Annotated in this window: 22 protein-coding genes; 18 read left to right on the top strand and 4 right to left on the bottom strand. The window is 25.1% G+C overall.

What is annotated here, in order from left to right:
• Nucleotides 1–295: 295 nt before the first annotated feature.
• Genes BGI42_RS10835 through BGI42_RS10820 form a run of 4 tightly spaced genes read left to right on the top strand, consistent with a single transcriptional unit; the run spans nt 296 to nt 4,957 of the window.
• Nucleotides 296–1,501 (top strand): viral A-type inclusion protein, encoded by a 1,206-nt coding sequence (locus BGI42_RS10835; protein WP_069680316.1) that lies wholly within the window; start codon nt 296–298, stop codon nt 1,499–1,501.
• A gap of 18 nt (nt 1,502–1,519) precedes the next feature.
• Nucleotides 1,520–2,965 (top strand): HlyD family secretion protein, encoded by a 1,446-nt coding sequence (locus tag BGI42_RS10830; RefSeq protein WP_069680315.1) that lies wholly within the window; start codon nt 1,520–1,522, stop codon nt 2,963–2,965.
• Nucleotides 2,958–3,695: an ABC transporter ATP-binding protein gene (locus tag BGI42_RS10825; protein ID WP_069680314.1), complete on the top strand. Its 738-nt coding sequence runs from the start codon at nt 2,958–2,960 to the stop codon at nt 3,693–3,695. Before BGI42_RS10830 ends, BGI42_RS10825 begins: the two co-directional genes overlap by 8 nt.
• Entirely contained in the window at nt 3,686–4,957 is a 1,272-nt protein-coding gene (locus BGI42_RS10820) for an ABC transporter permease (protein WP_069680313.1), read from the top strand. The genes BGI42_RS10825 and BGI42_RS10820 overlap by 10 nt, the downstream gene beginning before the upstream one ends.
• Nucleotides 4,958–5,085: 128 nt before the next feature.
• Here BGI42_RS10820 and BGI42_RS10815 read toward each other — a convergent pair whose 3' ends face one another.
• Nucleotides 5,086–6,129 carry a serine hydrolase gene (locus BGI42_RS10815; protein WP_069680312.1) on the bottom strand — a complete coding sequence of 348 codons (1,044 nt, stop codon included), beginning with the start codon at nt 6,127–6,129 and terminating at the stop codon, nt 5,086–5,088.
• Nucleotides 6,130–6,350: 221 nt separating this feature from the next.
• On the opposite strand from BGI42_RS10815, the gene BGI42_RS10810 reads away from it, so the two are divergent.
• Both BGI42_RS10810 and BGI42_RS10805 read left to right on the top strand, forming a co-directional pair.
• Entirely contained in the window at nt 6,351–6,569 is a 219-nt protein-coding gene (locus BGI42_RS10810) for a DEAD/DEAH box helicase (protein ID WP_069680311.1), read from the top strand.
• A gap of 332 nt (nt 6,570–6,901) precedes the next feature.
• On the top strand, nt 6,902–8,635 hold the full coding sequence (locus BGI42_RS10805; RefSeq protein ID WP_069680310.1) for an oleate hydratase: 1,734 nt from the start codon (nt 6,902–6,904) through the stop codon (nt 8,633–8,635).
• A gap of 294 nt (nt 8,636–8,929) precedes the next feature.
• On the opposite strand, the gene lepB is transcribed toward BGI42_RS10805, so the two are convergent.
• Nucleotides 8,930–9,469, bottom strand: a complete 540-nt coding sequence (gene lepB / locus BGI42_RS10800) for a signal peptidase I (RefSeq protein WP_069680309.1) — start codon at nt 9,467–9,469, stop codon at nt 8,930–8,932.
• Nucleotides 9,470–9,705: 236 nt separating this feature from the next.
• Between lepB and BGI42_RS10795 the strand changes: the two genes are divergently transcribed.
• Both BGI42_RS10795 and BGI42_RS10790 read left to right on the top strand, forming a co-directional pair.
• Complete coding sequence (locus BGI42_RS10795; RefSeq protein WP_069680308.1) at nt 9,706–10,233, top strand: hypothetical protein; 528 nt, start codon at nt 9,706–9,708, stop codon at nt 10,231–10,233.
• A gap of 316 nt (nt 10,234–10,549) precedes the next feature.
• On the top strand, nt 10,550–11,452 hold the full coding sequence (locus tag BGI42_RS10790; protein WP_069680307.1) for an EamA family transporter: 903 nt from the start codon (nt 10,550–10,552) through the stop codon (nt 11,450–11,452).
• Nucleotides 11,453–11,571: 119 nt separating this feature from the next.
• Here BGI42_RS10790 and BGI42_RS10785 read toward each other — a convergent pair whose 3' ends face one another.
• Nucleotides 11,572–12,051, bottom strand: coding sequence for a hypothetical protein (locus BGI42_RS10785; RefSeq protein WP_069680306.1), 480 nt, complete (start codon nt 12,049–12,051; stop codon nt 11,572–11,574).
• 322 nt (nt 12,052–12,373) lie between these two features.
• Here BGI42_RS10785 and BGI42_RS10780 point away from each other — a divergent pair, with 322 nt between their 5' ends.
• The 5 genes from BGI42_RS10780 (at nt 12,374) to BGI42_RS10760 (ending at nt 16,914) form a co-directional block, all read left to right on the top strand.
• On the top strand, nt 12,374–12,601 hold the full coding sequence (locus BGI42_RS10780) for a hypothetical protein (protein WP_069680305.1): 228 nt from the start codon (nt 12,374–12,376) through the stop codon (nt 12,599–12,601).
• 102 nt (nt 12,602–12,703) lie between these two features.
• The gene (locus tag BGI42_RS10775) at nt 12,704–13,207 is read left to right on the top strand and encodes a GNAT family N-acetyltransferase (RefSeq protein ID WP_069680304.1); all 504 of its coding nucleotides are present in this window, start codon (nt 12,704–12,706) and stop codon (nt 13,205–13,207) included.
• An 80-nt stretch (nt 13,208–13,287) separates the two neighbouring features.
• Nucleotides 13,288–14,094: an EcsC family protein gene (locus BGI42_RS10770; protein WP_069680303.1), complete on the top strand. Its 807-nt coding sequence runs from the start codon at nt 13,288–13,290 to the stop codon at nt 14,092–14,094.
• A 127-nt stretch (nt 14,095–14,221) separates the two neighbouring features.
• Nucleotides 14,222–14,386: an aspartyl-phosphate phosphatase Spo0E family protein gene (locus tag BGI42_RS10765; RefSeq protein WP_069680302.1), complete on the top strand. Its 165-nt coding sequence runs from the start codon at nt 14,222–14,224 to the stop codon at nt 14,384–14,386.
• 407 nt (nt 14,387–14,793) lie between these two features.
• Nucleotides 14,794–16,914, top strand: coding sequence for a methyl-accepting chemotaxis protein (locus tag BGI42_RS10760; RefSeq protein WP_069680301.1), 2,121 nt, complete (start codon nt 14,794–14,796; stop codon nt 16,912–16,914).
• Nucleotides 16,915–17,056: 142 nt separating this feature from the next.
• Here the strand turns inward: BGI42_RS10760 and BGI42_RS10755 are convergent, their stop codons facing one another.
• Complete coding sequence (locus BGI42_RS10755) at nt 17,057–18,874, bottom strand: thiol-activated cytolysin family protein (RefSeq protein WP_069680300.1); 1,818 nt, start codon at nt 18,872–18,874, stop codon at nt 17,057–17,059.
• A 276-nt stretch (nt 18,875–19,150) separates the two neighbouring features.
• On the opposite strand from BGI42_RS10755, the gene trxA reads away from it, so the two are divergent.
• The 5 genes from trxA to BGI42_RS10730 all read left to right on the top strand — a co-directional run bounded on the left by trxA (nt 19,151) and on the right by BGI42_RS10730 (nt 23,323).
• On the top strand, nt 19,151–19,468 hold the full coding sequence (trxA, locus tag BGI42_RS10750) for a thioredoxin (RefSeq protein WP_069680299.1): 318 nt from the start codon (nt 19,151–19,153) through the stop codon (nt 19,466–19,468).
• A 1-nt stretch (nt 19,469) separates the two neighbouring features.
• Nucleotides 19,470–20,756, top strand: coding sequence for a cytochrome c biogenesis protein/redoxin (locus BGI42_RS10745; protein WP_069680298.1), 1,287 nt, complete (start codon nt 19,470–19,472; stop codon nt 20,754–20,756).
• A 382-nt stretch (nt 20,757–21,138) separates the two neighbouring features.
• The gene (locus BGI42_RS10740) at nt 21,139–21,966 is read left to right on the top strand and encodes an Mrp/NBP35 family ATP-binding protein (RefSeq protein WP_069680297.1); all 828 of its coding nucleotides are present in this window, start codon (nt 21,139–21,141) and stop codon (nt 21,964–21,966) included.
• A 37-nt stretch (nt 21,967–22,003) separates the two neighbouring features.
• Nucleotides 22,004–22,843, top strand: coding sequence for an MBL fold metallo-hydrolase (locus BGI42_RS10735; RefSeq protein ID WP_069680296.1), 840 nt, complete (start codon nt 22,004–22,006; stop codon nt 22,841–22,843).
• A gap of 114 nt (nt 22,844–22,957) precedes the next feature.
• A complete protein-coding gene (locus BGI42_RS10730; RefSeq protein WP_069680295.1) occupies nt 22,958–23,323 on the top strand; it encodes a NifB/NifX family molybdenum-iron cluster-binding protein in 366 nt (121 codons plus the stop codon).
• The last annotated feature ends 8 nt before the right edge of the window (nt 23,324–23,331 follow it).

The following is a 23,331-nucleotide window of genomic DNA, read 5'->3' as shown; positions in this document are numbered from 1 at the left end:
TTAAAAGTGCATTGATATATTATAGGTGTTTATTAATATTCATAAATACATATTAGAAATATAGTAAAGTATAAAGATGATTTCTGTATAAATAGAAATCATCTTTTTTTTATTTTAAATTTATATCATTGCTATATTAAAAAAGTCAATAAAAACTAAAAAATAATATTATCTTAAGGTTTATTTAAAGATTTATTTAATACATTGAATATATACTGAATTGTGTATAAAAATAAGTTTTTGTTTTTAAAATTAACTTATATAATAAATTTAAATTATATTAGGGGGAATAAATTTGAAGCGATTAACAGGAATTTTACTTGTATTGTTTTTATTTATAAATCAGACAAGTGTACAAGCTGCAACAAAAGATACTATAAAACTTTCTATGAGTAATATAGAAGATATAATAATAGAATATAGTCCAGAGTATAAGATGATTAAAAATAATTTAAAAGCTGATGAACAGAGGTATGAAGATAAAGAAGATGAAATTGATGATACAGAAGATGATATCCGTAAACTAGAAAATGAGATTAAATTACAAGAAGAATCTAAACCTTTAGATAATAAAGAACAGCCTGAATCTAAAGATAGTAAAGAGAAAAATAATGAATCTAAATCAAATGATCATCTAAAAAAGGACAAAGATAAATTGAAAAAGAAAAAAGATGAATTAGATTCATTAAAATATGAAAAGAAAGAATTAAGACATGAGTTACAGATATCTAGAATTAAATATGAAAAAGAACTAAAAGTATTAGTTGAATCAACACAAAAACAATATGTACAATATGTAGATACTTTATTAAAAAAAGATTTAAAACAAGCAGAATCTAAAATCAAAAATAAACAAATTGAAATAAATAATTTAAAGTATGGAAATGGTTTTATATCTAAAAAAGAATATGAAAAAAATATAGATGATATTACAGATTTCAATAATGAATTAAATGAATTAGAAATTAAAGAAAAGAATCAATTAGAAGATTTATTATTTTCTTTAGGAATTAAAGATAAAAATAATATAAAATTTGATGTTAATATAGGCTTTGATATTGATAAGATTTCAAAGATAAATTTTAGAGAAGATTTAGATGAAATGCTATTAAATAATATAGATTTAAAAATAAAAGATATAGAAAATGATAAAGCAGAAGATCAATCAGATAGAGATGATACAAAAATAAGTGATTATGAGATTAAAAATAATAAAATTTCATTAAAACAAGAAGAAGAAAAGATAAAAATGGAGTTTCAAAAAAAATATAATAATCTTATTTTCTCAACAGACTTAGTAAAGGCCCATAATGATAAATTAAGTAGAACTGAAAATGATTCTCTAATTATGCAAACAAAATATGATTATGGATTTGCTTCAAAAAAGCAATTAGAACAATTGGATGTAGATTTAAATAATAAAAATCAGGATTTTATATCACAAGTTAACAATTTATATATGGATTATTTAAGTTACATGAAAATGAAAGATGGATATTAGAGTGGAGTGGTATAAATTATGAATAAAATAAAAAATTTAAATCCTAAGAATATTATTTCAAAAGTAAAGAGTTCTAAGAAAACTACCAATAAAAAGAGTTCTAAAAAACCTATGAGTAAGAAGAAATTAATTACTATAATTATAGTAGTTGCAATAATTTTAGGTATTGTATCTAAGGTGTTTTTCACAAAGGCTCCTAATATGCAAGCTGAGAGTTTGGTTCTTAATAAAATTAATATTGTCAATAGTGTTAATGTTTTAGGAGAAGTACAAAGTGAAAATTCTACAAATGTTTATACAAATTCAAATAATATAGTTAAAGAAGTTAAGGTTAAGGTTGGAGACGTTGTTAAAGCAGGAGATGTTTTAGCTATATTGGATAGTGAAAATTTAGAAAAAGAAATAGAACAATTAGAACAAACTTTAAGTGCCTCTGAAGCTAATAATAAGTTAGATCTTGACAGTAAAAAAAGAGCATATGATAATGCTGTTTACATAAATGAAAATAATTTAAATACAGACCTTATAAATGCTAAATCAAGCTTAAAAACAGCAACAATAGCTATGGAAGATGCAAAAAGATTATATGAATATAATAAGACAATTTTAGGATATGGAGAAATATCTAATGAAGAATTTAGAAAGTCAGAAAATGATTATACGAAAGCTAAAGATGATTATGATAAAGCAGTAGTTGAATTAGAAAATGCAAAATTAAAAGTAGAAGAAGATTTAAAAAATGCTAAAAATAGTTATGAGAGTGCCAAAATAGCTTATGAAAATAAAAGTGAACGTATTGCTCTTGAAAACAAAAAGAAAGAAGTAGAAGAATGTACAATTAAAGCACCAGTAGATGGAACAATAACTAATGTTAATGCTTTAGTAGGTAATGCAAGTACAGGTACGTTATTTAAGATAGAAGATTTGAATAATTTAATTATAAAAGCATCAATTAAAGAAGTAGATATTGCTAATGTAAAAGTTGGTCAAAAAACTACTATAAAAACAGATGCTACAGATGATTTGGAATTTTCAGGAGAAATAAGTGAAATAAACCCTACTGCTAAGACTGAGGAAGCAGCTATATCTAATGGTAATGCACCATCAAATAATGGAGATGTTGTTTTTGAAGCCAAGGTAAAAATTAATGATAAGAATGATAATATAAAGAGTGGAATGAAAGCAAGATTAAAGATTATTTTAGATGAAAAGAATGATGTTTTTGCAGTACCACATGAAAGTATAGTTGAAGATGAAAATGGACTTGATATATATGTAGCAGAACCACAAGAAGATAATAAATATATAATTAAAGAAATACCTGTTAATAAGGGAATGGAAACAGATTTTAATGTTGAAATATATGGAGATGATTTACAAGAAGGATTGAAAGTACTTTCAGAACCAAGTAACTATACTGTTGGAAGTATAGTTGAATTAAGTGGAGGTGAAGGTATTGAGTGATAATATAATTGAAATGAATGATATTGTGAAAAGTTTTTATATAGGAACTGAAAATCAATTAGATATTTTAAAGAATATTGATATAAGTGTTAAGAAAGGTGAATTTGTATCAATAGTTGGAGCATCAGGATCTGGAAAAAGTACTTTGATGAATATAATAGGTGCTCTTGATAGACCCACATCAGGAAATTATATATTAGATAACACAAATATAAATGATATATCGGATAATGGATTATCAGAAATACGTAATAAAAAAATAGGTTTTGTATTTCAAACTTTTAATTTAATACCAAGAAGCACAGCATTAAAAAATGTTGAGTTACCAATGCTTTATGCAGGAGTAGATAAAAAAACTAGAATAGAGCGTGCAAAAAAACTTTTAGAGCTTGTTGGCATGGAAGAGAGAGTTAATCATCTTCCAAGCGAGCTTTCAGGTGGTCAAAAACAAAGAGTAGCTATAGCTAGAGCTTTGGTTAATGATCCTAGTATAATACTTGCTGATGAACCTACTGGTGCTTTAGATTCAGAAACAGGAAGATTAGTTATGGATTTATTTCATAAAGTACATGAAACAGAAGGTAAAACTATTGTATTTATAACTCATAATTATGAATTAGCATTAGAAACTGAAAGAATTATAACATTAAAGGATGGAAAGATAGTATCAAATGAATATAATAAAAATTATTCTAAAAAATTTCCAGATGGTGAAAAGTTATGTTTATAAAAGAAAATATAATGCTTGCCATAGCTGGAATTAAATCAAATAAAATGCGTTCTGTTCTTACAATGCTTGGAATAATCATTGGAATATCTTCTGTTATAGGAATAGTATCCATTGGAAATGCACTAACTGCATCATTAACAAGTACATTAGCTAGCAATGGGGCAACAAATATAGAGGTATACATTTCCCCTAAAGTGGATGAAAAAAATGGAATAAGTTATGATCCAAATGCATGGGATAATATGAAAGAAGAAGATTGTTTTTCTATGGAGCAAATAGAAGAATGCAAAACAAGATTTAATGGAGAAATTGATCAAGTAAGTTTGTCTCAACACGGTGGATCAGGAAGAGCAAAAGAAGGATATTTATATGCAAATGTAACTATAAATGGTGTAAATGATGGATATAAAGATGCGAAAAATATAAAGCTATTAAAAGGTAGATTTATAAATGATAAGGATGTAAAAGGTAAGAGAAAACTTGCTGTTGTATCTGATAAATTTGTAAATAATATTTTTAAAAAAAATATAAATCCCTTAGGAAAAGAGATTAAGGTATATGTGGGAGATGATATACAGACTTATATAGTTATAGGAGTGTATAAATTTGAATTACCACCTTTTCATGGTGGCAGTAGAGGTACAGAAAAGGATATGCAAACTGATCTATATATTCCAGTAACTACTGCAAAAGAGTCAGACAAGGATAAAAATTACACGTATTTTACGATAAAAGCCAAATCTGATGTTGATATAATGAAACTAACAGCTGATCTTACTAAATATTTTAATAAATTATATAAAAATAATAAGAACTGGCAAGTTGCTGTACATAACATGGAAAGTGAGCTAAAAGAAATGACTTCCGCTCTTGGAAAAGTATCTTTGGCTATTTCGGTAATAGCAGCAATATCATTACTTGTTGGTGGTATTGGAGTAATGAATATAATGCTAGTATCTGTTACAGAGAGAACAAAAGAAATAGGTACTAGAAAGGCATTAGGTGCAAAAAGTTCTCATATAAAAATGCAGTTTATAGTAGAATCAGCTATAATATGTGCAATAGGTGGGACAATAGGTATAATTTTAGGTGTTGGAATGGGAGTTATAACTTCATTAGTTTTAAAATCACCAATATCAATATCTATTCCTACAATATTAATTAGTTTTACATTTTCTATGTGCATTGGTGTATTTTTTGGATATTATCCAGCAAATAAAGCTGCAAAACTTGATCCGATTGAAGCTCTAAGATATGAATAAGAAAAGGTAATATTTTTTTAATTCGGAAAGCTAATAGAGTTAGGAATGTAAAATAAATATTAATTGATAGTAGAAAGTGGAGAGTTATAGGAAAAAATTCCTTAGTAGAATTTTTCCCTATAATTTTTTTATTCTTTATGTTCATTAACTTGATAATTATAGATTGCTTCTGAAATTTGAGCCATTTTTTCTTCTGAATTTTCTATACCTTTTGTATAAATTATAAATATGTAAGGATTGTCCGAAAATACTATTCCAATATCATGTATGTACTCATTGCTAGAGCCTACTTTATGAGCTACTAAATTATGTGGTATATATTTATCTATCCTATTATGATAATCTGTAGATTTTAAAGCATTAATTAAATGTGAATAATTTATATCATCTCTATTATCATAAATATGTTTTAATATTTTAAGTTCTACTTTTGGAGTTGTTATATTTTCATCATATGGGATTGAAATATTAAACATTTCATTGATTTCTTTTCTAACTTGATCATGGCCACCTAAATATGAACCTACCATATTAGTAGCAATATTATCTGAATTAATTATAGATAAATCTAATAATTCGCTAACTGGAGTGGGAGGAATTTTGCATAAATTTTGTAATATTCCCGTCCCCTCTTCATAATCACTATCTTTATAAGTTAATTTTTTATTAAGTAATCCAGGGTCTACTTTATTTTTTTCATATGTTAATACATTTAGTTTTACTTTATAAGTGCTTGCAGCAATAAAAGTATTATTTTCATTAAGCTCAATATATTTATTTGTATCTAAATCATAATAAATAAATCCAACATTGTCTTTATCATATCCTAGATAATAAAGAATTCTATCTTCAAGGTTATACTTATTATTATTTAATATTTGTAACTTTTCTTTGTCATTTAAAGTCGATTTTAATATATCTTCACTTATTTTAGTTCCAGTAATAAGTTTTGTGGGTTTAATTACATTGTTTTTTTCTGTAGTAGAGTTATGAGAATTATCGTCATTAATATTGAAATTATTACAAGCCTCATGAGTTTTACTTGAGGTTATATCCTGAGCTTGTACTACATTATTAGATTCTTGTGGAAAATAATTAATGCAAAAAAATAATGTGATAATTAATAGCGCTAAAATAAAAAATGTTACAAAATAATCCTTTAAAATTCTCATATTTTATCTCCTAATAAAAATTTTCCTTGTAAAAATTGTATGAAATATATAAAATGATGTCAATAAATTTTTATGATTTTATTCATATAGTAAGTAATATTAATAATATAGTAATAATTTCATTACCTTGTTTAGTATAATATAACAACAAAAGAAAATGTTAACTAAGCCTTACTTAATTACATAAACTATATACTAAATTTATAATAAGGAGTGATATTATGAATAAACATTCTAGTTATTCTTTAAAATTAATTAATAAAATAAGTGAGGCAAAAGAAATAAGTTATTATGAACTTAAGAAAATTTTTTCAAAATATGAGAATGAAAAAGACGATAAAATGAATAAAAAATTTGATTTAGATATAGAACTAAAAAAATTAGAAGAAAAAGGTTTGATAGCACAAGAAGATGGTATGATAGTTTTTGAAGGTGTCTAAGAAAAAAATATATAAATATTGAAAAATAGTTTAAGCTATAAAACAAGCAATGTTTTTATAGCTTAAACTTTTTTTATTCGGCTGTGCTTTAATATAGTATTAATATATTTATAAACAAATTGTAATGAATAATTGAAATTAGTAAAACTAAAATGAGCATAGTATCATTTTAGTTTGTTTTAAATATAAAATTAAGATAAGCAGTAAATATGAACATTAAATAATTAGAATACTTTATAATAAACAATAATATAATTTGTATAATTATAATTTAATTGGATTAAAATATAATATTGATAAATAATTTAAAAGTGAAAGTTGAGGAGCATTGTATGGGTAAGAAATTAAAAAAAAATAATATTAAGATATTACTTACTTTAGGAGCAATAACAGGTGTAGCAACAGTAGCTACTTTAGGATTAAATAAAATTAAAAATAAAGCTAAAAATACAATTTTTACAGAATCATTTGAATATATGGATAATGAAGATAAACAAGTATATTTTATAGGTGGTGGATTAGCTTCTTTAGCTGGTGCAGCTTATCTTATAAGAGATTGTAATTTTAAGGGAGAAAACATACATGTTATAGAAGGAACAAAAATTTTTGGAGGAAGTAATGATGGAGGAGGTAATCATGTAAATGGATTTATATGTCGTGGTGGAAGAATGCTTAACGAAGAGACATATGAAAACTTTTGGGAGTTATTTTCTAGTATTCCATCATTAGAATTCCCTGAAAAGAGTGTAACAGAAGAAATACTAAATTTTGATCATTTACATCCAACTCATTCACAAGCTAGATTAGTTGATAAAAATGGAGCAATACAAGATGTAAAAAGTATGGGATTTAATAATGCGGATCGTATGGCACTTGCAAAATTAATGACAGTTTCAGAAGAAAAGTTAGATGATATGACAATTGAAGATTGGTTTAAACATACTCCACATTTCTTTGAAACAAATTTTTGGTATATGTGGCAAACAACATTTGCATTTCAAAAATGGTCTAGTTTATTTGAATTTAAAAGGTATATGGAGCGTATGATATTTGAATATTCTCGTATTGAAACTTTGGAGGGTGTAACTCGTACAGAATACAATCAATATGAATCTCTTATTATGCCTTTGAAGGCTTATTTAGATAGCTTTGGAGTTGATTTTATGATAAACATTCCAGTAATAGATTTGGAGTTTAAAGAGGGAGAAGAAATTACAGTTACAGCAATACACATAAAAGAAGGTGAGGAAGAAAAGATAATAAAGTTAAAAGAGGGAGATGTGTGTATTATGACTAATGGTTGTATGACTGATAATGCAACTCTTGGTGATTATAGTACGCCTCCAGAATATAAGACTGCTCATCCAATGTCTGGTGAACTTTGGGAAAGAATAGCTAAAAAGAAAGTAGGGCTTGGAAATCCAGAGCCTTTCTTTAAACATCCAGAGCAAACCAATTGGGAAAGTTTTACAGTTACTTGTAAAGGTAATAAGTTATTAAAATTAATAGAACATTTTTCAGGAAATATCCCTGGAAGTGGTGCACTAATGACTTTTAAGGATTCAAGTTGGCTAATGAGCATAGTGGTAGCTGCTCAACCTCATTTTAAAAATCAACCGCTTGATACTACTATTTTTTGGGGATATGGTTTATATACAGATAGAGAAGGGGATTATATAAAAAAGCCTATGCGTGATTGTACTGGTGAAGAAATATTAACAGAATTATTGTATCATTTACATTTAGAGGAAGAAATTGATGAAATAAAGAAAACAATAGTTAATGTTATTCCTTGTATGATGCCATATATAGATTCACAATTTCAACCAAGAAAAATGAGTGATCGTCCTAAAGTGATACCTGATGGATCAACAAACTTTGCAATGATTGGTCAATTTGTTGAAATTCCAGAAGATATGGTATTTACAGAAGAGTATTCTGTTCGTGCAGCACGAATGGCAATATATGAATTGTTTAATGTAAAGCATAAAAAAATTAGATCAGTAACGCAATATAAAAAAGATCCTAGAGTATTAAAAAAAGTATTAAAAAAATCTTATAGTTAATTTAGAGTTATTTAAAAATAATAATATATTTGAACGGTAAAAATTAAGCTATGTTTTAAATAAATATTAATTATATATATATTTAAAACATAGCTTTTTATTCTTTAAGAAATTATATTATTAAAAATCTATGGCTAATTTATAAAATACTGTATTTTAAAAGGTTTATGAGTAAAAACAAAGAATAAAAAAATAACTATATATTGCATAATTATTGCTACAACTATATTTGGAAAGAATACATGGTAAAAAAACTAACGATCCATAGTTGTTTGGCGATTTTTTTATTAAACTTTATTTTGCAAATCCAAAATCTTTGAATGGATAAAAAATGAATTTAAATTTTCCTTTTATATCAGAAGCATCAATATATGGATTTTCCCAGAAGCGAGCATCATTTGAATCAGGACGGTTATCACCTAAAAAGAAATATTTATTCTTAGGAACTTCAAAATTATTAGAATAAGAATAATCTTTGATTTTTACATAATCTTCAATTAATTCTTTGCCGTTTATAAATACAATTCCATTTTTTATTTTTATTTTATCGCCAGGTAAACCAATTAATCTTTTAACTAATACTTTATTAAGCTCATCTGATTGAAATACTACTATATCTCCTCTTTTAAGAGAATTAATATTGTTAACTCTAGTTACAAGAGCTTTATTATCTTTATTTATAGTTGGAATCATAGATCCTGTTGGAACAAAAACACTAAAAAATATAAATTTATTTATTAAAATTCCTAATATAAGTGCGATTAGTATAGGTATAAGCCAATCTTTTAGAAAAGCAATTTTGTTTGATGTATTTTGTTTTTTTATTTTTTCCACAATAAGTACCCCCACATTTTAGGTAAGATATTTTCCATATTTTAACTAAAATATATCATTACATAATGTTATTGTCAAATTATTTATGTTAAGGTGATAAATTTAATTTCATAATCATATATTTTAATAACATATTTATAAAAGGAATCTTTTTAAATAATTATAGATATTTAGATAGTTAAGAATGATAATGTTTTATTTAATTCTAAAAATAAGTAAAGTTAGGGTGTTAGGGTATGAATAAAAAAGTTGTTGATTTCTATTCAATTTTAACGGAAGAAAAAGATAATATAGGGAAATTTAGTAAAATAATTAAAGCCAGTGATGAATTAGCTAAAAGAATGAATATAGTAATTAGTGAAATGAATTCTATAAAGCAAGATATGATTATGTTAGAAGAAAATATAAATAAAGAAAGGGTTAGAACAGAAGAAATAGAAGATAAAATAAATGATATAAGAATAAATGAAGTTAAGGATAATATAAATGGGATTGTTGAAATACTTGTTCATAATTTACCTAAGGATATAAAAGCTGAGTTTAATAAAGAATACTGTGATGAATTTGATAAACAAGTAGTAGATTTAATGAAGTTTAATAATATAATTGGGGAGATTATAATTTATAATGATGATAATGAATTAAAAGTTGATGTAAAGTTATGGGAAGGACAAGAAAAATTTCAACAGTTTATTATAAAAGAGAAATATAGAATATTTAAGATTATATCATTTATTAATACAAGCCTCAGTTATGATGAATAAATTTGATTAATAATTTAAATAAAGCCAGTTCTTTGCAAAAGTTTACAAAGAGTTAGTTTTGTTTAAATACTTGAAAAAAATATATATTGATAATATAATGAAGGTAATAAAATAAACATTGCCTAATGGCCATATATTTTTCAGTTTTTTGGTTTCAAAACGGAGAATATATGGTTTTTTTATTTTGTATAAGCTTATAATTCATTAGTTATTATATTTTTAAGTGAAAGGAGATGAGAAAAGTACATATTAAATATATCTAATATCAAAAAATTACTTATGATAAATTTTATGTATTATAGAAAGGATGTTTAATATGAATTTATTTAAAAATTCTTTATTTGTATTTTTAGGAGCTTGTTGCTATGGAATATTATCTACAATAGTAAAGTTAGCTTATAATGATGGATTTGTATTTAAAGATGTGGTTATGAGCCAATTTTTATTTGGATGGTTAACGATGTTAATTATAATGATTATATTTTCTAGGAAAAAAATAAAATTAAAGCAGTTCATATCTTTAGCTTTAATTGGAATAAGTACCTGTGCTACAACTATTTTTTATTATCTATCTTTAGAAAGTATACAAGCTTCATTTGCAGTTGTATTATTATTTCAATTTACTTGGATAGGATTGTTAATTGAATCGATAGTAGACAGAAAATTACCATCGAAAGTAAATATTATATCAATCATAATATTATTTGTTGGAACTATTTTAGCTAGTGGCTTACTTAATAATAATAACTTTAAGTGGAATTTTAATGGAATACTATTTGGATTTATGGCAGCGCTTTCATACGCATTATTCATATTCTTTAGTGGGAGAGTAGAAACAGGGATACCTTCTATTAATAGAAGCTTTTCTATTACGACAGGAGCTTTAATAGTAGCATTTACTATTTGCCCTAATTATTTTTTTAATGGATGTTTATTAGAAGGAATATGGAAATATGGAATTATATTAGGGGTATTTGGTGCTGTATTGCCAGTATTATTTTTTGCGATAGGTACACCTAAATTAACTACAGGTTTATCAACTATTCTTGGAGCAGGGGAACTGCCGATAGCAATTATAGCATCTATTATTATTTTAAAAGAAGAAGTTTCTATAATAAAGTGGATAGGCGTTATAATAATTTTAATAGGAGTTGCAGTGCCTCAATTAGCAAATTTAAAAAATGATAATAATGATAATATAGTAATGCAAAATGCTTAAATAATTCTGAAAATGAATTAAATTTAGGCATACTGACCAGATATTTATTTTAATATGCCTTAATAAAAATAGTAACTTCAAATTTATTTTTGGAGTTACTATTTTTGGTTAGAAAATATTTATTTATATTCAGCTTTTGGGTCCAATTCATCAATACTTTTAATTAATTCATCTTCACACTTATTATCTAATTTCTTGCAATCTAATTTTAGAGAAATCCACTTTATAGCTTCAAAATAATCGTGACTTTCAATCAATCCTTGATTTAATAAAACCATTAAACTATCTTTAAATGCTTTTGTATTTCTAGTAGATAGTTTATCACCATGCGTTCTTAAAATACCAATAATATCCAATTTGCCGTTATCTTTATAATTAGTAGGACTTATGTTCATGCTTAATACCTTTTCTATAGTATGCAAAGCTCTTTGGACTTCAGGCGATACTTTATTTGGGACTTTTAATTGATTTAATATTTTGTTTGATTTATTTATAAAATTAATAAAATCAGAATGATAATATCTACTTTTTAATTTATTATCTACATTTAAAGAACTATTAACATCAGAATCAATATTTTTTATATTTATAAATTCCATACAAACACATTCTTTCTATAATATTTTTAATATTAGTTTTTATCTAAAAACTTAAATTAATATTTTCTTATATTATCGAAGAAATATAAACCTACTTTATATTATATGTAAAATTTTCCTTAAATAAACTAATGTATTTAAAAGATAATAATATATAGAAATTAATTTAATAATAGCAAGTTTTGTAGTTGTAAAAAACTATAATTATGATAAAATATTTTATTATAAGCACATGGAAATAAAAGGAAATAAATTATAATGTAAAAATAGTTTAAGAATTATTCATAAGATAAATTTATAATTTAAATAAGGGGGGAATTGTATGGAATATATTGTTAATAATCAATTTGGATGTATTGATATTATTTTAAAAAATGGATTATTTAGAAAAACATCAAAAGGCGATTGTATCTTTAAATCAGAAAATGGTTTAGTTGATAAATTTATAAGAAACATTAATATGACAGAAGACGAATATAAGGAAGAATTTATTAAATTTTGTAAAAAACATGATATTGATTGGAAAAAAATTTTGGAGCTTTTAAAATAAAAGGTTATAATATAATCACATAATTTAAAGTTTAGTAAATAAAAATACATTTAAGTTACTTAATAGCTTGAATGTATTTTTGTTTATGAAAGAGAGGGAAACATGCAATTTAGAAAATCAATTGAAAAAGATATAAATAGTATAATGAAGATTATTAATCAAGCACAACAACAATTAAAAGAGCAATGTGTAGATCAGTGGCAGAATAACTATCCTAATGTAGATACTATAATGGAAGATATTAAAAAAGGTTATTCATATGTACTATTAGAAGATGAAGAAATTATTGCTACAGTAGCAATTTCTTTTGATGGAGAAGAAACATATAATATTATTTATGATGGAAAATGGCTTAGTAATTATGATTATGTAGTTATTCACAGAATGGCGGTAAAAGATGAATATAAAGGAAAAGATATAGCTTCTAAAGTTATAGGATATGTAGAAAGAAAATGTTTAGATAAAGGTATACATAGCATAAAAATAGACACACATATAGAAAATCAATCTATGCAAAATGTGATTAAGAAAAATAATTTTAAGTACTGCGGTACAATATATTTAGAAGATAAAAGTAAAAGAATAGCCTTTGAAAAAATAATATAAGTATTTTTATAAAAAGGTAATTTATTATAAAGAAAAATTTATAAGAATAAAATTTCTTATTGATGAGGAGTAAGAGAGTAATGAGAAAGATTTTATCAAAAAAAGAAAAGGTATTGGAAAAGCAATTAAAAGTAATAAGTAAAAAAGAAGATAAATTATTAGTAGAAAAAAAAGAAAGCTTTTTTAATAAAAAAATATCGCCTTATAGAGGAAAAATTGAAGAAAAGATTCCTGATAAACTTAAAGATACATTACAAACAGCTTTTGAAAAAGGATTTAATATTGTTTTTAAAAAAGGTATAAAGATAATTGAAAAAAGTTTTGATAAAGAAAAGATAAATGAAGATTTTAATATAGATAATTATGCAGTTAATTTACAAACTAATAAAAAAAATATAAAAAAAATTGATAGAAAAACAGGTAGAAAAATATTACTAAATAAATCAATAGGGGTATTGGAAGGTGGAATATTAGGTTTTTTAGGAATAGGCTTACCAGATATACCGATTTTTACGGCAGTTATTCTTAAAACCATTTATGAGATAAGTTTAGGTTATGGCTTTTCTTATGAAAATGATTATGAAAAGATATATATTTTAAATATTATCTGTAGTGCTACAACTAAAGGTGAAGAAAAAAAATACTATCTTAATAAAATTGATAAAATAGGAGAACAAATAGATAATGGAATTAAATTAGAATATGATATAGATGAATTAATTAATGAAACATCAAATAAAATGGCAACTTCAATGTTAACTAGTAAATTCATACAAGGATTACCTATAGTTGGAGTTGTAGGAAGTGTTACTAATTATAAAATTATAAAAGATGTTAGTAAGATTGCAAAAATAAAATATAAAAAAAGATATTTAAGAAAACTATAATAATTAAAATATTATGTAAAAAGAACTCTATTGATTGAATAGAGTTCTTTTTATTTTAATAATATTTTAAAGTAAAAAGGCCTTCAGACGCGAATAATTAAATTGCGAAAGGAGGTGTGATATTACAATGGTTGAAGAAATGAATAACAGAATCATAAAATTAAGACAAGCATTGCAAGAGTTAATAAGTCAAAAAGATAACTTATTAGACCCTAAAGTTATTGCAGCTAGTCAAGAGCTTGATGAAGTTCTAAATGAGTACAATAAGCTACTTAAAGAACTAAAGAAGTAAAGTGAAAAAGGGGAGGAATACTTTTTATTCCTCCTTTTATATTAAGAAATATTTAAAATATGGAAATTATATAAAAGATCAGTGATAAATAAGTAACAATTAAATAGATATATTAGAAAATTTTTTATAAATATTTATTTTAATATCTTATAGTATAAATTTAAAAGTTACATAAAACTACTCGATTTAAAATGTAATTAAATACCTGATAATATATATTATGGTTTGCAATTAGTAATACTTTATAATATATTCTTAAAGTGCTATGATACTTAACTATTTAGATTATTCATTTAATATAAAATTCTAATGATTTTATTGTTTATGCAAAAAATATTCATATAAAATTAAAAGGAAATTTATATTTTAGCACAGTATATTAACATAATAAAATAGGAGAAAATAGTATGTTTAAAAATTTAAATCTAGCAAAAAAGCTGAGTATTATACTTGGTATAATAATATTTTTAGGAATTATTTTAATTGAAGGAATTACATTTAAAAGAGTTAAAGAAAGTTCTTTCAATCAGGCAAGATTACAGGCAAAACAAGTATCAACTACTTTATCAAAGGATCTAAAAGGAGATTTTGATGTAATGAAATCTACGGTAGATGGAATAAAAGCTTCTATTATGCTTTCTAAAAAATCAGGATCTTTAAGCAGAGAAGAAGCCATTGATTTTTTAAAGAGTATGTTAGAAAAAAATAAAAGATTATTAGCAGTATATACATTGTGGGAGCCTAATACATTTGATGGAAATGATAATTATTATATAAATAAAGAAGGTTATGATGAAACAGGAAGGTTTATTCCTTATGTTGTACGAGAAAATAAAAATATAAAAATAGAGCCTCTTACAGAATATAATAAAGAAGGAAAAGGAGATTATTATCTTATTCCTAAAAAGACAAAGAAACCATCTTTAATAGAACCTTATATATATACAACTTGTGGTAAAGATAAATTAATTACATCGTTAGTTGTTCCTATACTTGATGACAATGGTGAATTTTTAGGTATTGTGGGAGCAGATATTGAATTAAAAACATTTCAGGAACAGACTGTTAAATCAAAACCAATGGGGGGATATGTAGCTATAGTTACAGAACAAGGAAAATTTGTTACCCATGGCAAAAATGCAGATTTTATTAATAAAAATATATTTGATATAGATAAAAGACAAGCAAGTATTTTTGAGAAAATTTTAAATGGTGAAATTTTTGAAGATTATTCCAAACTAGAAGAAACAGGAGAATTAGCATTAAAAACTTATGTTCCAATAAGCTTAAACGGCATTGATAATAAATGGGTATTTATATCAGTAATTACTGATGAGAAAATGTATTCTGAATATAATAAGCTTTTTAAAATAACAATGGGAATGAATATAATAATTACGTTAGCTATAATAACAATAATGTTTATAGCTATTAAAAAAGCCATGCATCCTATAGAACTTGCATGCAATCATTTAGAGGTTATTTCAGAAGCAGATTTTACTAAGGAAGTTCCTAAAATTTATTTAAATAAAAAAGACGAATTAGGAAGACTTGCAAAATCTATTGATAAAATGCAAAGTTCTATTAAAAATCTTGTTGAAGGAGTTAAGTCAGAGTCATTATATGTAGAAAAGTCAGTTGATGATGCTGAAAATAATATTCAAGAACTAACTTTAAATATAGAAGATATTTCATCAACTACTGAAGAACTATTAGCAAATATGGAAGAAACAGCAGCATCTACAGAAGAAATGAATGCTACGGCAGAGAAGATAGAAAGAACAGTAGAAATAATAACGGATAAGGCTGAAGAAGGAGCATTATCAGCTAAAGAGATTGATAATAGAGCAAAAGATCTTAGAATGAATTTTTTAAAGTCAGATGAAGAGGGATTAAAAATTTATGAAGAAACAAGAAAAAAACTTGAGAATGCTCTAGAAGAATCAAAATCCGTAAATGAAATTAAAGAACTTTCAAATGCAATAATGGAAATAACTTCTCAAACTAATCTTTTAGCACTTAATGCTGCAATAGAAGCTGCAAGGGCTGGAGAGGCTGGGAAAGGTTTTGCAGTTGTAGCAGATGAAATAAGAAAACTTGCAGAGGATTCTAAGGATGCAGTTGAAAAAATTCAAGATATAACTAATATGGTAATAAATTCAGTAAATAACCTTATACATAGTGCCAATGGTATGATGGATCATATGACAAATAATGTAAGCAAAGATTATAAACTAATGCTTGATGCAACGTACCAATATAGTGTGGATGCTGAATTTGTTAAAAATATGGCTCTAGAATTCAAGGATAATTCAATTGAAATTCTTGATTCAATTAAAAATATGTCAGAGATGATTAAAGAAGTGACAAATGCAACAAGTACAGCAGCAGATGGAACTTCCAATATTGCTGAAAAATCTACTACGATAGTAGAAAAAGCACAGGAATGTAAAAAACTTTTTGAGTGTGCTAAACAAGGAAATAATAATCTTGTAGCATTAGTATCAAAGTTTAGAGTACAAGAATAAAAAATAGTTAAAGATGAATTATTATGAGAACAAGAAAAAAATGAGAATAATAGTTTCAATAATAAGAAATTTATAGATTTAACCGTATTATAAATTTTAAATAATAAAAAATCACCCAACTAAGATTTGGGTGATTTTTACTTTAAATTTCTGGTTCAATAGATTTTTTTGGATATAGTGTAGTACCCCATATTGAAAAAGTTCTTTCTTTTACTAGTGGTATATTCTTAGCATCTATAACTTGTCTCCACCATTCCCATGCAAGGCCTGTACACTCCCAAGCTTTAACACAAATATTTCGAGCATTTCCCTTTAAGTATATCTCAGTGTTAAAATGGGCAGTTCTATCTTTATCACTTCCAGACCATACTTTATGTTCTATTATTTCATTGCCCTCTTCATCATAACTAACTTCATCCCAAGTTACTTCAAATTGTGCAACATAGGCACCACTATGGTCAAGAACTATTTTTCCATTAGTATATTCTGTTGCAGTTGTTTCTATATATTCTGTTTTGTTATTTACAGTGGCTATTTTATTATCTTTTAAAAATGTACTTGTATATGAAATAGGATAGCCAGGATTTTTTGGACTATATACTGAATTATTTTGTATAATATTTTGTATTTGATTAAAATCTTTAGTAACTACTTTATTATGTGCTTCAGCACCGCCACCAAGAACTGTAGCAGTAAATGAACTTTGTTGTAGTATATCTTCAAATTCTGTATTACCACTTATATTTTGATTAGATATTAAAGCTTTAAATGCTGCTTTAACATTTGCACTTTTAGATGTTGTTTCAAGTTTTACATAAATTGTTCTACCATATGCTACATTAGAAACATATGCAGGTGGATTTTTATCATTTATACCCTTTAAAGATAATTCATCAAAAGTTACATTATCATCAAATAAGTCAGAAGGGTTTTCAGGCGCATCTACACTAACAGTATAGAAAATTTGTTTATATGCAACCACCATTGCTTGTTTTTCACCTTTAAATATAGAATTAAAATCTACATTTAATGCTTTGTCTAAAATTTTGAAGTTACAACCAAACATTGTAGATAATTGAGATTTACTATATACCATAGCATCAGTATAACTCATTCTTGTAGGAATAGTATATTTAGAGGCATATTTTGTGTTCCAAGTATCTAATAAAGAATTTATTGAAGCATTAACAGTAGAGTATGTTGGAGAATTAACAACTTTTCTACCATCATCACGCATACCAGGTAAATCAACACTTATAGTTATTGGTTTTCTTTTACAAGAAATAATATCAGGCCTATTTTCTATAAGATTTCTATTTGCAAGTTGAATAGCACCAGGATAAGTTCTATCGTTAATTGAGTCTATTATGGAAATATCTGAAGTTGAATCAGATAGACGTCTTTTTTCTCTTTTAACTACAATATATTTATTAGGATTATCAAAACCTTCAGCTGGTATAAAATTCTCAGCACTTTCTCCGTTATAAGATAATATCTCATTAGGATTGTAAGACAATCTATAGATGTTTTTATCTATATCATTAAAATCTGCTTTTAATGTAGATCTTACAATAGGAATATTTTCTACTCTAGGTTCTTTAATAATATTAGTATCTTTAACCATATTATCAGAAAGTAAGTTATCATCTGTTTGAGTACATTGATCTACTGAGATTTTTTCAGAAGAATTCTCTGATGAATCATTAGTGTTTTCTTTTAAGATGTCTTTTGCTTCATTATTATTAGTAATTATATTTTCATTAGCATTTTCTTTTAAGATATCATTTGTTTCATTATTATTAGCATTTTCTTTTTCTTTAGCTAGATTATTTTCAACTCCATTTGATAGAAAAACATTATTAGTAGTTTTAAAATCACCAATGTATGAAAATCCATGTATAAGCATAACAGCTAATAATCCTTGTGCAAACGACATTAAAAGTTTTTTAGTAGTTTTCATTTAATTTTCCCCCTTAAATAATTTTTTTTCAATATTTGGTGCTGATTATTTATACGGATAAAAACAATAAAACTTTAGCAAAAAAAGAGAAAATATAATAAAAATACCAATTCAATAAAAGATTAAGCTTAATTTTGAATAATCAATGATAATCATTATCATATAAAGCGAATTTACTAATATAGTTATTTAATGTGATTAAGTCACTTAAATATTAGATAAATATGTATATAATAAATACAATAGATTAAACTTAAAATTAAGGGAGGCTTTATTATGGCTAAGATTATAAATAGTAAGGATTTTATAGAACAAGTAGAAAATACTAAAGGAGTAGTTATAGTTGATTTTTTTGCAAATTGGTGTGGTCCATGTAAAATGTTAGCCCCTATCTTTGAAGAGGTTAGCAATGAATTTAATGATAAGGCTAAATTGTTTAAATTAGATGTAGATGAAAGTGGAGATATAGCACAAAAGTATGGAGTTTTTTCTATTCCTACTATGATAATATTTAAGGATGGAAAAGCAGTAGAAAATTTAACAGGATTTATGCCAAAAGAAAATATAACTAATAAATTAAAGACTTATTTATAATATGTTTGAAGGAATAGGCACTTTAAATAACATAAGTTATTTATTAGTCTTTTTAGAGGGGATATTCTCATTTTTATCCCCTTGTGTATTACCATTAATTCCACTTTATATTGGATATTTAGCAGGAAATGCAAAAAAACAAAACTATGATGGAACATATATTTATGAAAGAAAAAAAGTATTATTTCGTACTATATTTTTTGTTTTAGGAATTTCAACAGCATTCTTTATACTGGGAATTTCATTTACATCAATAGGAACATTTCTTAATAACAAAAAAATAATTTTCACTAAAATTAGTGGTATTATAATAGTTGTTTTAGGATTATTTCAAATTGGTTTTTTTGAATTTAAATTTTTACAGAGAGAACGTAAGCTTAAATTAAATTTAAATGGGAAAAAAGTAAATCCATTAATAGCTTATATAATGGGATTTACTTTTAGTTTTGCATGGACACCATGTGTTGGTCCTGCTCTATCATCAGTTTTAATTCTTGCTTCAAGTGCTAAAAGTTTTTTTGTAGGAAATTTATTAGTTTTAATATACTGTTTAGGATTTGTTATACCATTTTTAGTATTAGGTATTTTTACTACTGAAGCTTTAAATTTTATAAAGAAAAATAAAAAAATAATGAAGTACACAATAAAAGCTGGTGGAGCTTTAATGATAACTATGGGTATAATCACTTATACAGGTTGGTTAAATAATGTTACAGGCTATTTAAATCAATTAGGAAATGATAAAACTACTGAGATATCTTCAGAAGAAAAAGAAGAAATTAAAAAGGAAGAAGAATATCTTAGTGAAATAGAACAAAATAAAAGTTCAAATAATGAGACGTTAGATAATAAAGTTCTTCAGCCAGCATTTGATTTTGAATTAAAAGATCAATATGGAAATACTCATAAATTATCCGATTATAAAGGAAAAACAGTGTTTTTAAATTTTTGGGCAACATGGTGTCCCCCATGTCGTATGGAAATGCCTCATATAGAAGAATTGTATAAGGAATTTAATTATAATAAAGATGATATTATAATTTTAGGTGTAGCACAACCTGGTGGAGAAGAAAAAGATATAGAAGGAATAAAAGAGTTTCTGAATAAACAAGGATATACATTTCCAGTAGTTTTTGATGAAAGAAACGATGTATTTAATGATTATAGAATAATGTCTTTACCAACCACTTTTATGATAAATAAAGATGGAAATATTTATGGTTATGTAAATGGTGCTTTAAGCAAAGGTCAAATGAAAAATATAATAGATGAAACTAAAAAAAATTAAAGAATCACCTGAGATTTTATTTCTCAGGTGATTTTTTTATTCCTTAAGAAATTATATTTCTTTAAATCTGTAGATGAGTTAGATTATATTTTTGCTTAAAGACTAAGAATAAAACCTAAAGAATAAAAAGAAAATATATTCGCTTGCCAGATTTTTCTCACATACATTCGAAAACCTAGATGCGTAAAAAAATCGACGCGCCACAGTTGCTTATCGATTTTCTTATATAATAAATATTTTTATTCTGTATTAAAAAAGAGATTTAAATGATAAAGAATAGAAAAAGTAAATATTTTTGAAAAAATTATTAGCATTTGACAATAACAAAAAATAGGAATAACATTATATTGGCAAATGCCAATTAAGATAAGGAGATGATTTTATGTCAGATTGTAATTCATGTGCATTAAATAATGGATGTAGTAAAAATAAAGAACAGTGTATGATTGAAAATAATCCTTTAAATAATGTTAAAAAAGTTATTGGTGTTATGAGTGGAAAAGGTGGAGTTGGAAAATCATCAATTTCTGTTATTATTGCAAAATATTTAAAGGAACTTGGATATAATGTTGGTATTTTAGATGCTGATATAACTGGTCCAAGTATTCCAAGACTTTTAGGGTTAAGTGATAAAAAAGCGGGTAGTTATAACGAAATGATATTACCAGCAGAGAATAGTGATGGTATAAAAGTTATGTCTTTAAATTTATTGATGGAAAATGAAGAAGATCCAGTAATTTGGAGAGGTCCAATAATTTCAGGAATGGTTAAACAATTTTGGACTGATGTAGTTTGGGGAGAACTTGACTATTTAGTAATAGATATGCCACCAGGAACAGGAGATGTTGCATTAACAGTGATGCAATCTATGCCAATAAGTGGAGTGGTTATGGTATCTGTTCCACAAGATTTAGTTTCTATGATCGTTTCTAAAGCGGTAAATATGGCGAAAAAAATGAATATTAATGTTTTAGGAGTTATTGAAAATATGAGTTATATAACTTGTGCTAAATGTGGTGAAAAAACCAAATTGTTTGAAGGAGAAGGTACTGAAAAGTTCTTAAAGGAAATGAATTTAAAACTTTTAGGTGAACTTCCAATGATAAAAAGTATAAGTAATCTGTCACAATATGGAGATGAAAAGATAGATGAAAGTTTAGAATTAATATTTGATCCTATAATAAAAGGAATTATTAATGAATTAGGATAATATTAAAATTAATTTTTGCAATAAGGAGAAAAATTAAATGGATTTAAGGATAACTACTCTTATTGAAAATAATCCTGATAAAGACAATCTTTTACTTAGTGAGCATGGACTTTCTTTGTATCTAGAAATTGACAAAATTAAGGTTTTATTTGATACAGGAAAAAGTGGAGATTTTATTAAAAATGCTGAAAAATTAAAAATCAATTTAAACGATTTAGATTATGTAATATTAAGCCATGGACATTATGATCATAGTGGTGGTTTTAAAAGTCTTGTAGAAAATACAAATAAATCATTTGATCTTATAGTAGGAAATGGATTTTTCAACAAAAAATATAAGTTATTAGAAGAAGATAAATATAAGTTTAATGGTAATTCTTTTGATGAAAAATTTATAGATAAAAATAATATTTCTATTAGATATGTTAATAATGATTTATTTAAAATTACAAAAGATATAATTTTCTTTTCTAACTTCGAAAAGAATACAGATTTTGAAATGATTAATAAAAAATTTTATATAAAAAAAGATAACCAATATGTAAAAGATGATTTTTTAGATGAGATAGTATTAGCTGTTAAACATGAAAAAGGCTTAATTGTTGTACTAGGATGTTCTCATATTGGTGTTGTAAATATTCTAAAGACAATAATTAAAAGGACTAATATGCCTATTTATGCCGTCATTGGAGGAAGCCATCTTATTGAAGCGGATGAATTAAGATTAAATAATACAATTGAATTCTTTAAAGAAAATAACATAAAATTGTTAGCTTTATCCCATTGTACTGGTGAAAATGCTATTAAAAAATTTCAATATGAGTTTGGAAATAATTTTATATACAATAACACAGGAAATGTAATTGAAATTATTTAGAAAGATCTGATTTAAAAAAATTTATCCAAAATAGTTATTGGCATTTGACAATAATCAAAAAGTAGAGTAGTATAGTAATTAGCAAATGCCAATAATGAAATAGGAGATGATTAAATGAAAATAGCAATTTCAGCAAAAGGAAAAACAAGTAGCGATTTACTTGATGCAAGATTTGGAAGATGTGAATATTTTCAAATTTTTGATACAGAAGATAAAAATTTTAAAGTTTTAGAGAATAAAGGACAATCATCAAGTGGAGGAGCTGGTATAGCAGCAGCTAATCAAGTAATAGATGAAAATGTTGAGGTAATTATTACAGGAAACCTTGGACCTAATGCTTTTGAACTTATAGATAAAGCAGAAATTAAGGCATATAAGTGTGAAAGTGTTTCTATAGAATCTGCATTAAATAAATACAACAATAATGAACTTGAAGAAATAAAAATTGCAGGTATGGGACATCATGGAATGCATAATTAGATAGGAGG

It is taken from the genome of Clostridium taeniosporum (assembly GCF_001735765.2).
Taxonomy (GTDB): domain Bacteria; phylum Bacillota; class Clostridia; order Clostridiales; family Clostridiaceae; genus Clostridium; species Clostridium taeniosporum.
The sequence above is the reverse complement of the archived record's forward strand: the minus strand, read 5'-3'. Positions and strand labels throughout refer to the sequence as shown.

Excerpts from the sequence above, each read along its gene's own strand:
- BGI42_RS10830 (WP_069680315.1), top strand. The coding sequence starts at position 1,520 with ATGAATAAAATAAAAAATTTAAATCCTAAGAATATTATTTCAAAAGTA.
- BGI42_RS10820 (WP_069680313.1), top strand. The coding sequence starts at position 3,686 with ATGTTTATAAAAGAAAATATAATGCTTGCCATAGCTGGAATTAAATCA.
- BGI42_RS10815 (WP_069680312.1), bottom strand. The coding sequence starts at position 6,129 with ATGAGAATTTTAAAGGATTATTTTGTAACATTTTTTATTTTAGCGCTA.
- BGI42_RS10810 (WP_069680311.1), top strand. The coding sequence starts at position 6,351 with ATGAATAAACATTCTAGTTATTCTTTAAAATTAATTAATAAAATAAGT.
- BGI42_RS10805 (WP_069680310.1), top strand. The coding sequence starts at position 6,902 with ATGGGTAAGAAATTAAAAAAAAATAATATTAAGATATTACTTACTTTA.
- BGI42_RS10795 (WP_069680308.1), top strand. The coding sequence starts at position 9,706 with ATGAATAAAAAAGTTGTTGATTTCTATTCAATTTTAACGGAAGAAAAA.
- BGI42_RS10790 (WP_069680307.1), top strand. The coding sequence starts at position 10,550 with ATGAATTTATTTAAAAATTCTTTATTTGTATTTTTAGGAGCTTGTTGC.
- BGI42_RS10785 (WP_069680306.1), bottom strand. The coding sequence starts at position 12,051 with ATGGAATTTATAAATATAAAAAATATTGATTCTGATGTTAATAGTTCT.
- BGI42_RS10780 (WP_069680305.1), top strand. The coding sequence starts at position 12,374 with ATGGAATATATTGTTAATAATCAATTTGGATGTATTGATATTATTTTA.
- BGI42_RS10775 (WP_069680304.1), top strand. The coding sequence starts at position 12,704 with ATGCAATTTAGAAAATCAATTGAAAAAGATATAAATAGTATAATGAAG.
- BGI42_RS10770 (WP_069680303.1), top strand. The coding sequence starts at position 13,288 with ATGAGAAAGATTTTATCAAAAAAAGAAAAGGTATTGGAAAAGCAATTA.
- BGI42_RS10765 (WP_069680302.1), top strand. The coding sequence starts at position 14,222 with ATGGTTGAAGAAATGAATAACAGAATCATAAAATTAAGACAAGCATTG.
- BGI42_RS10760 (WP_069680301.1), top strand. The coding sequence starts at position 14,794 with ATGTTTAAAAATTTAAATCTAGCAAAAAAGCTGAGTATTATACTTGGT.
- BGI42_RS10755 (WP_069680300.1), bottom strand. The coding sequence starts at position 18,874 with ATGAAAACTACTAAAAAACTTTTAATGTCGTTTGCACAAGGATTATTA.
- trxA (WP_069680299.1), top strand. The coding sequence starts at position 19,151 with ATGGCTAAGATTATAAATAGTAAGGATTTTATAGAACAAGTAGAAAAT.
- BGI42_RS10745 (WP_069680298.1), top strand. The coding sequence starts at position 19,470 with ATGTTTGAAGGAATAGGCACTTTAAATAACATAAGTTATTTATTAGTC.
- BGI42_RS10740 (WP_069680297.1), top strand. The coding sequence starts at position 21,139 with ATGTCAGATTGTAATTCATGTGCATTAAATAATGGATGTAGTAAAAAT.
- BGI42_RS10735 (WP_069680296.1), top strand. The coding sequence starts at position 22,004 with ATGGATTTAAGGATAACTACTCTTATTGAAAATAATCCTGATAAAGAC.
- BGI42_RS10730 (WP_069680295.1), top strand. The coding sequence starts at position 22,958 with ATGAAAATAGCAATTTCAGCAAAAGGAAAAACAAGTAGCGATTTACTT.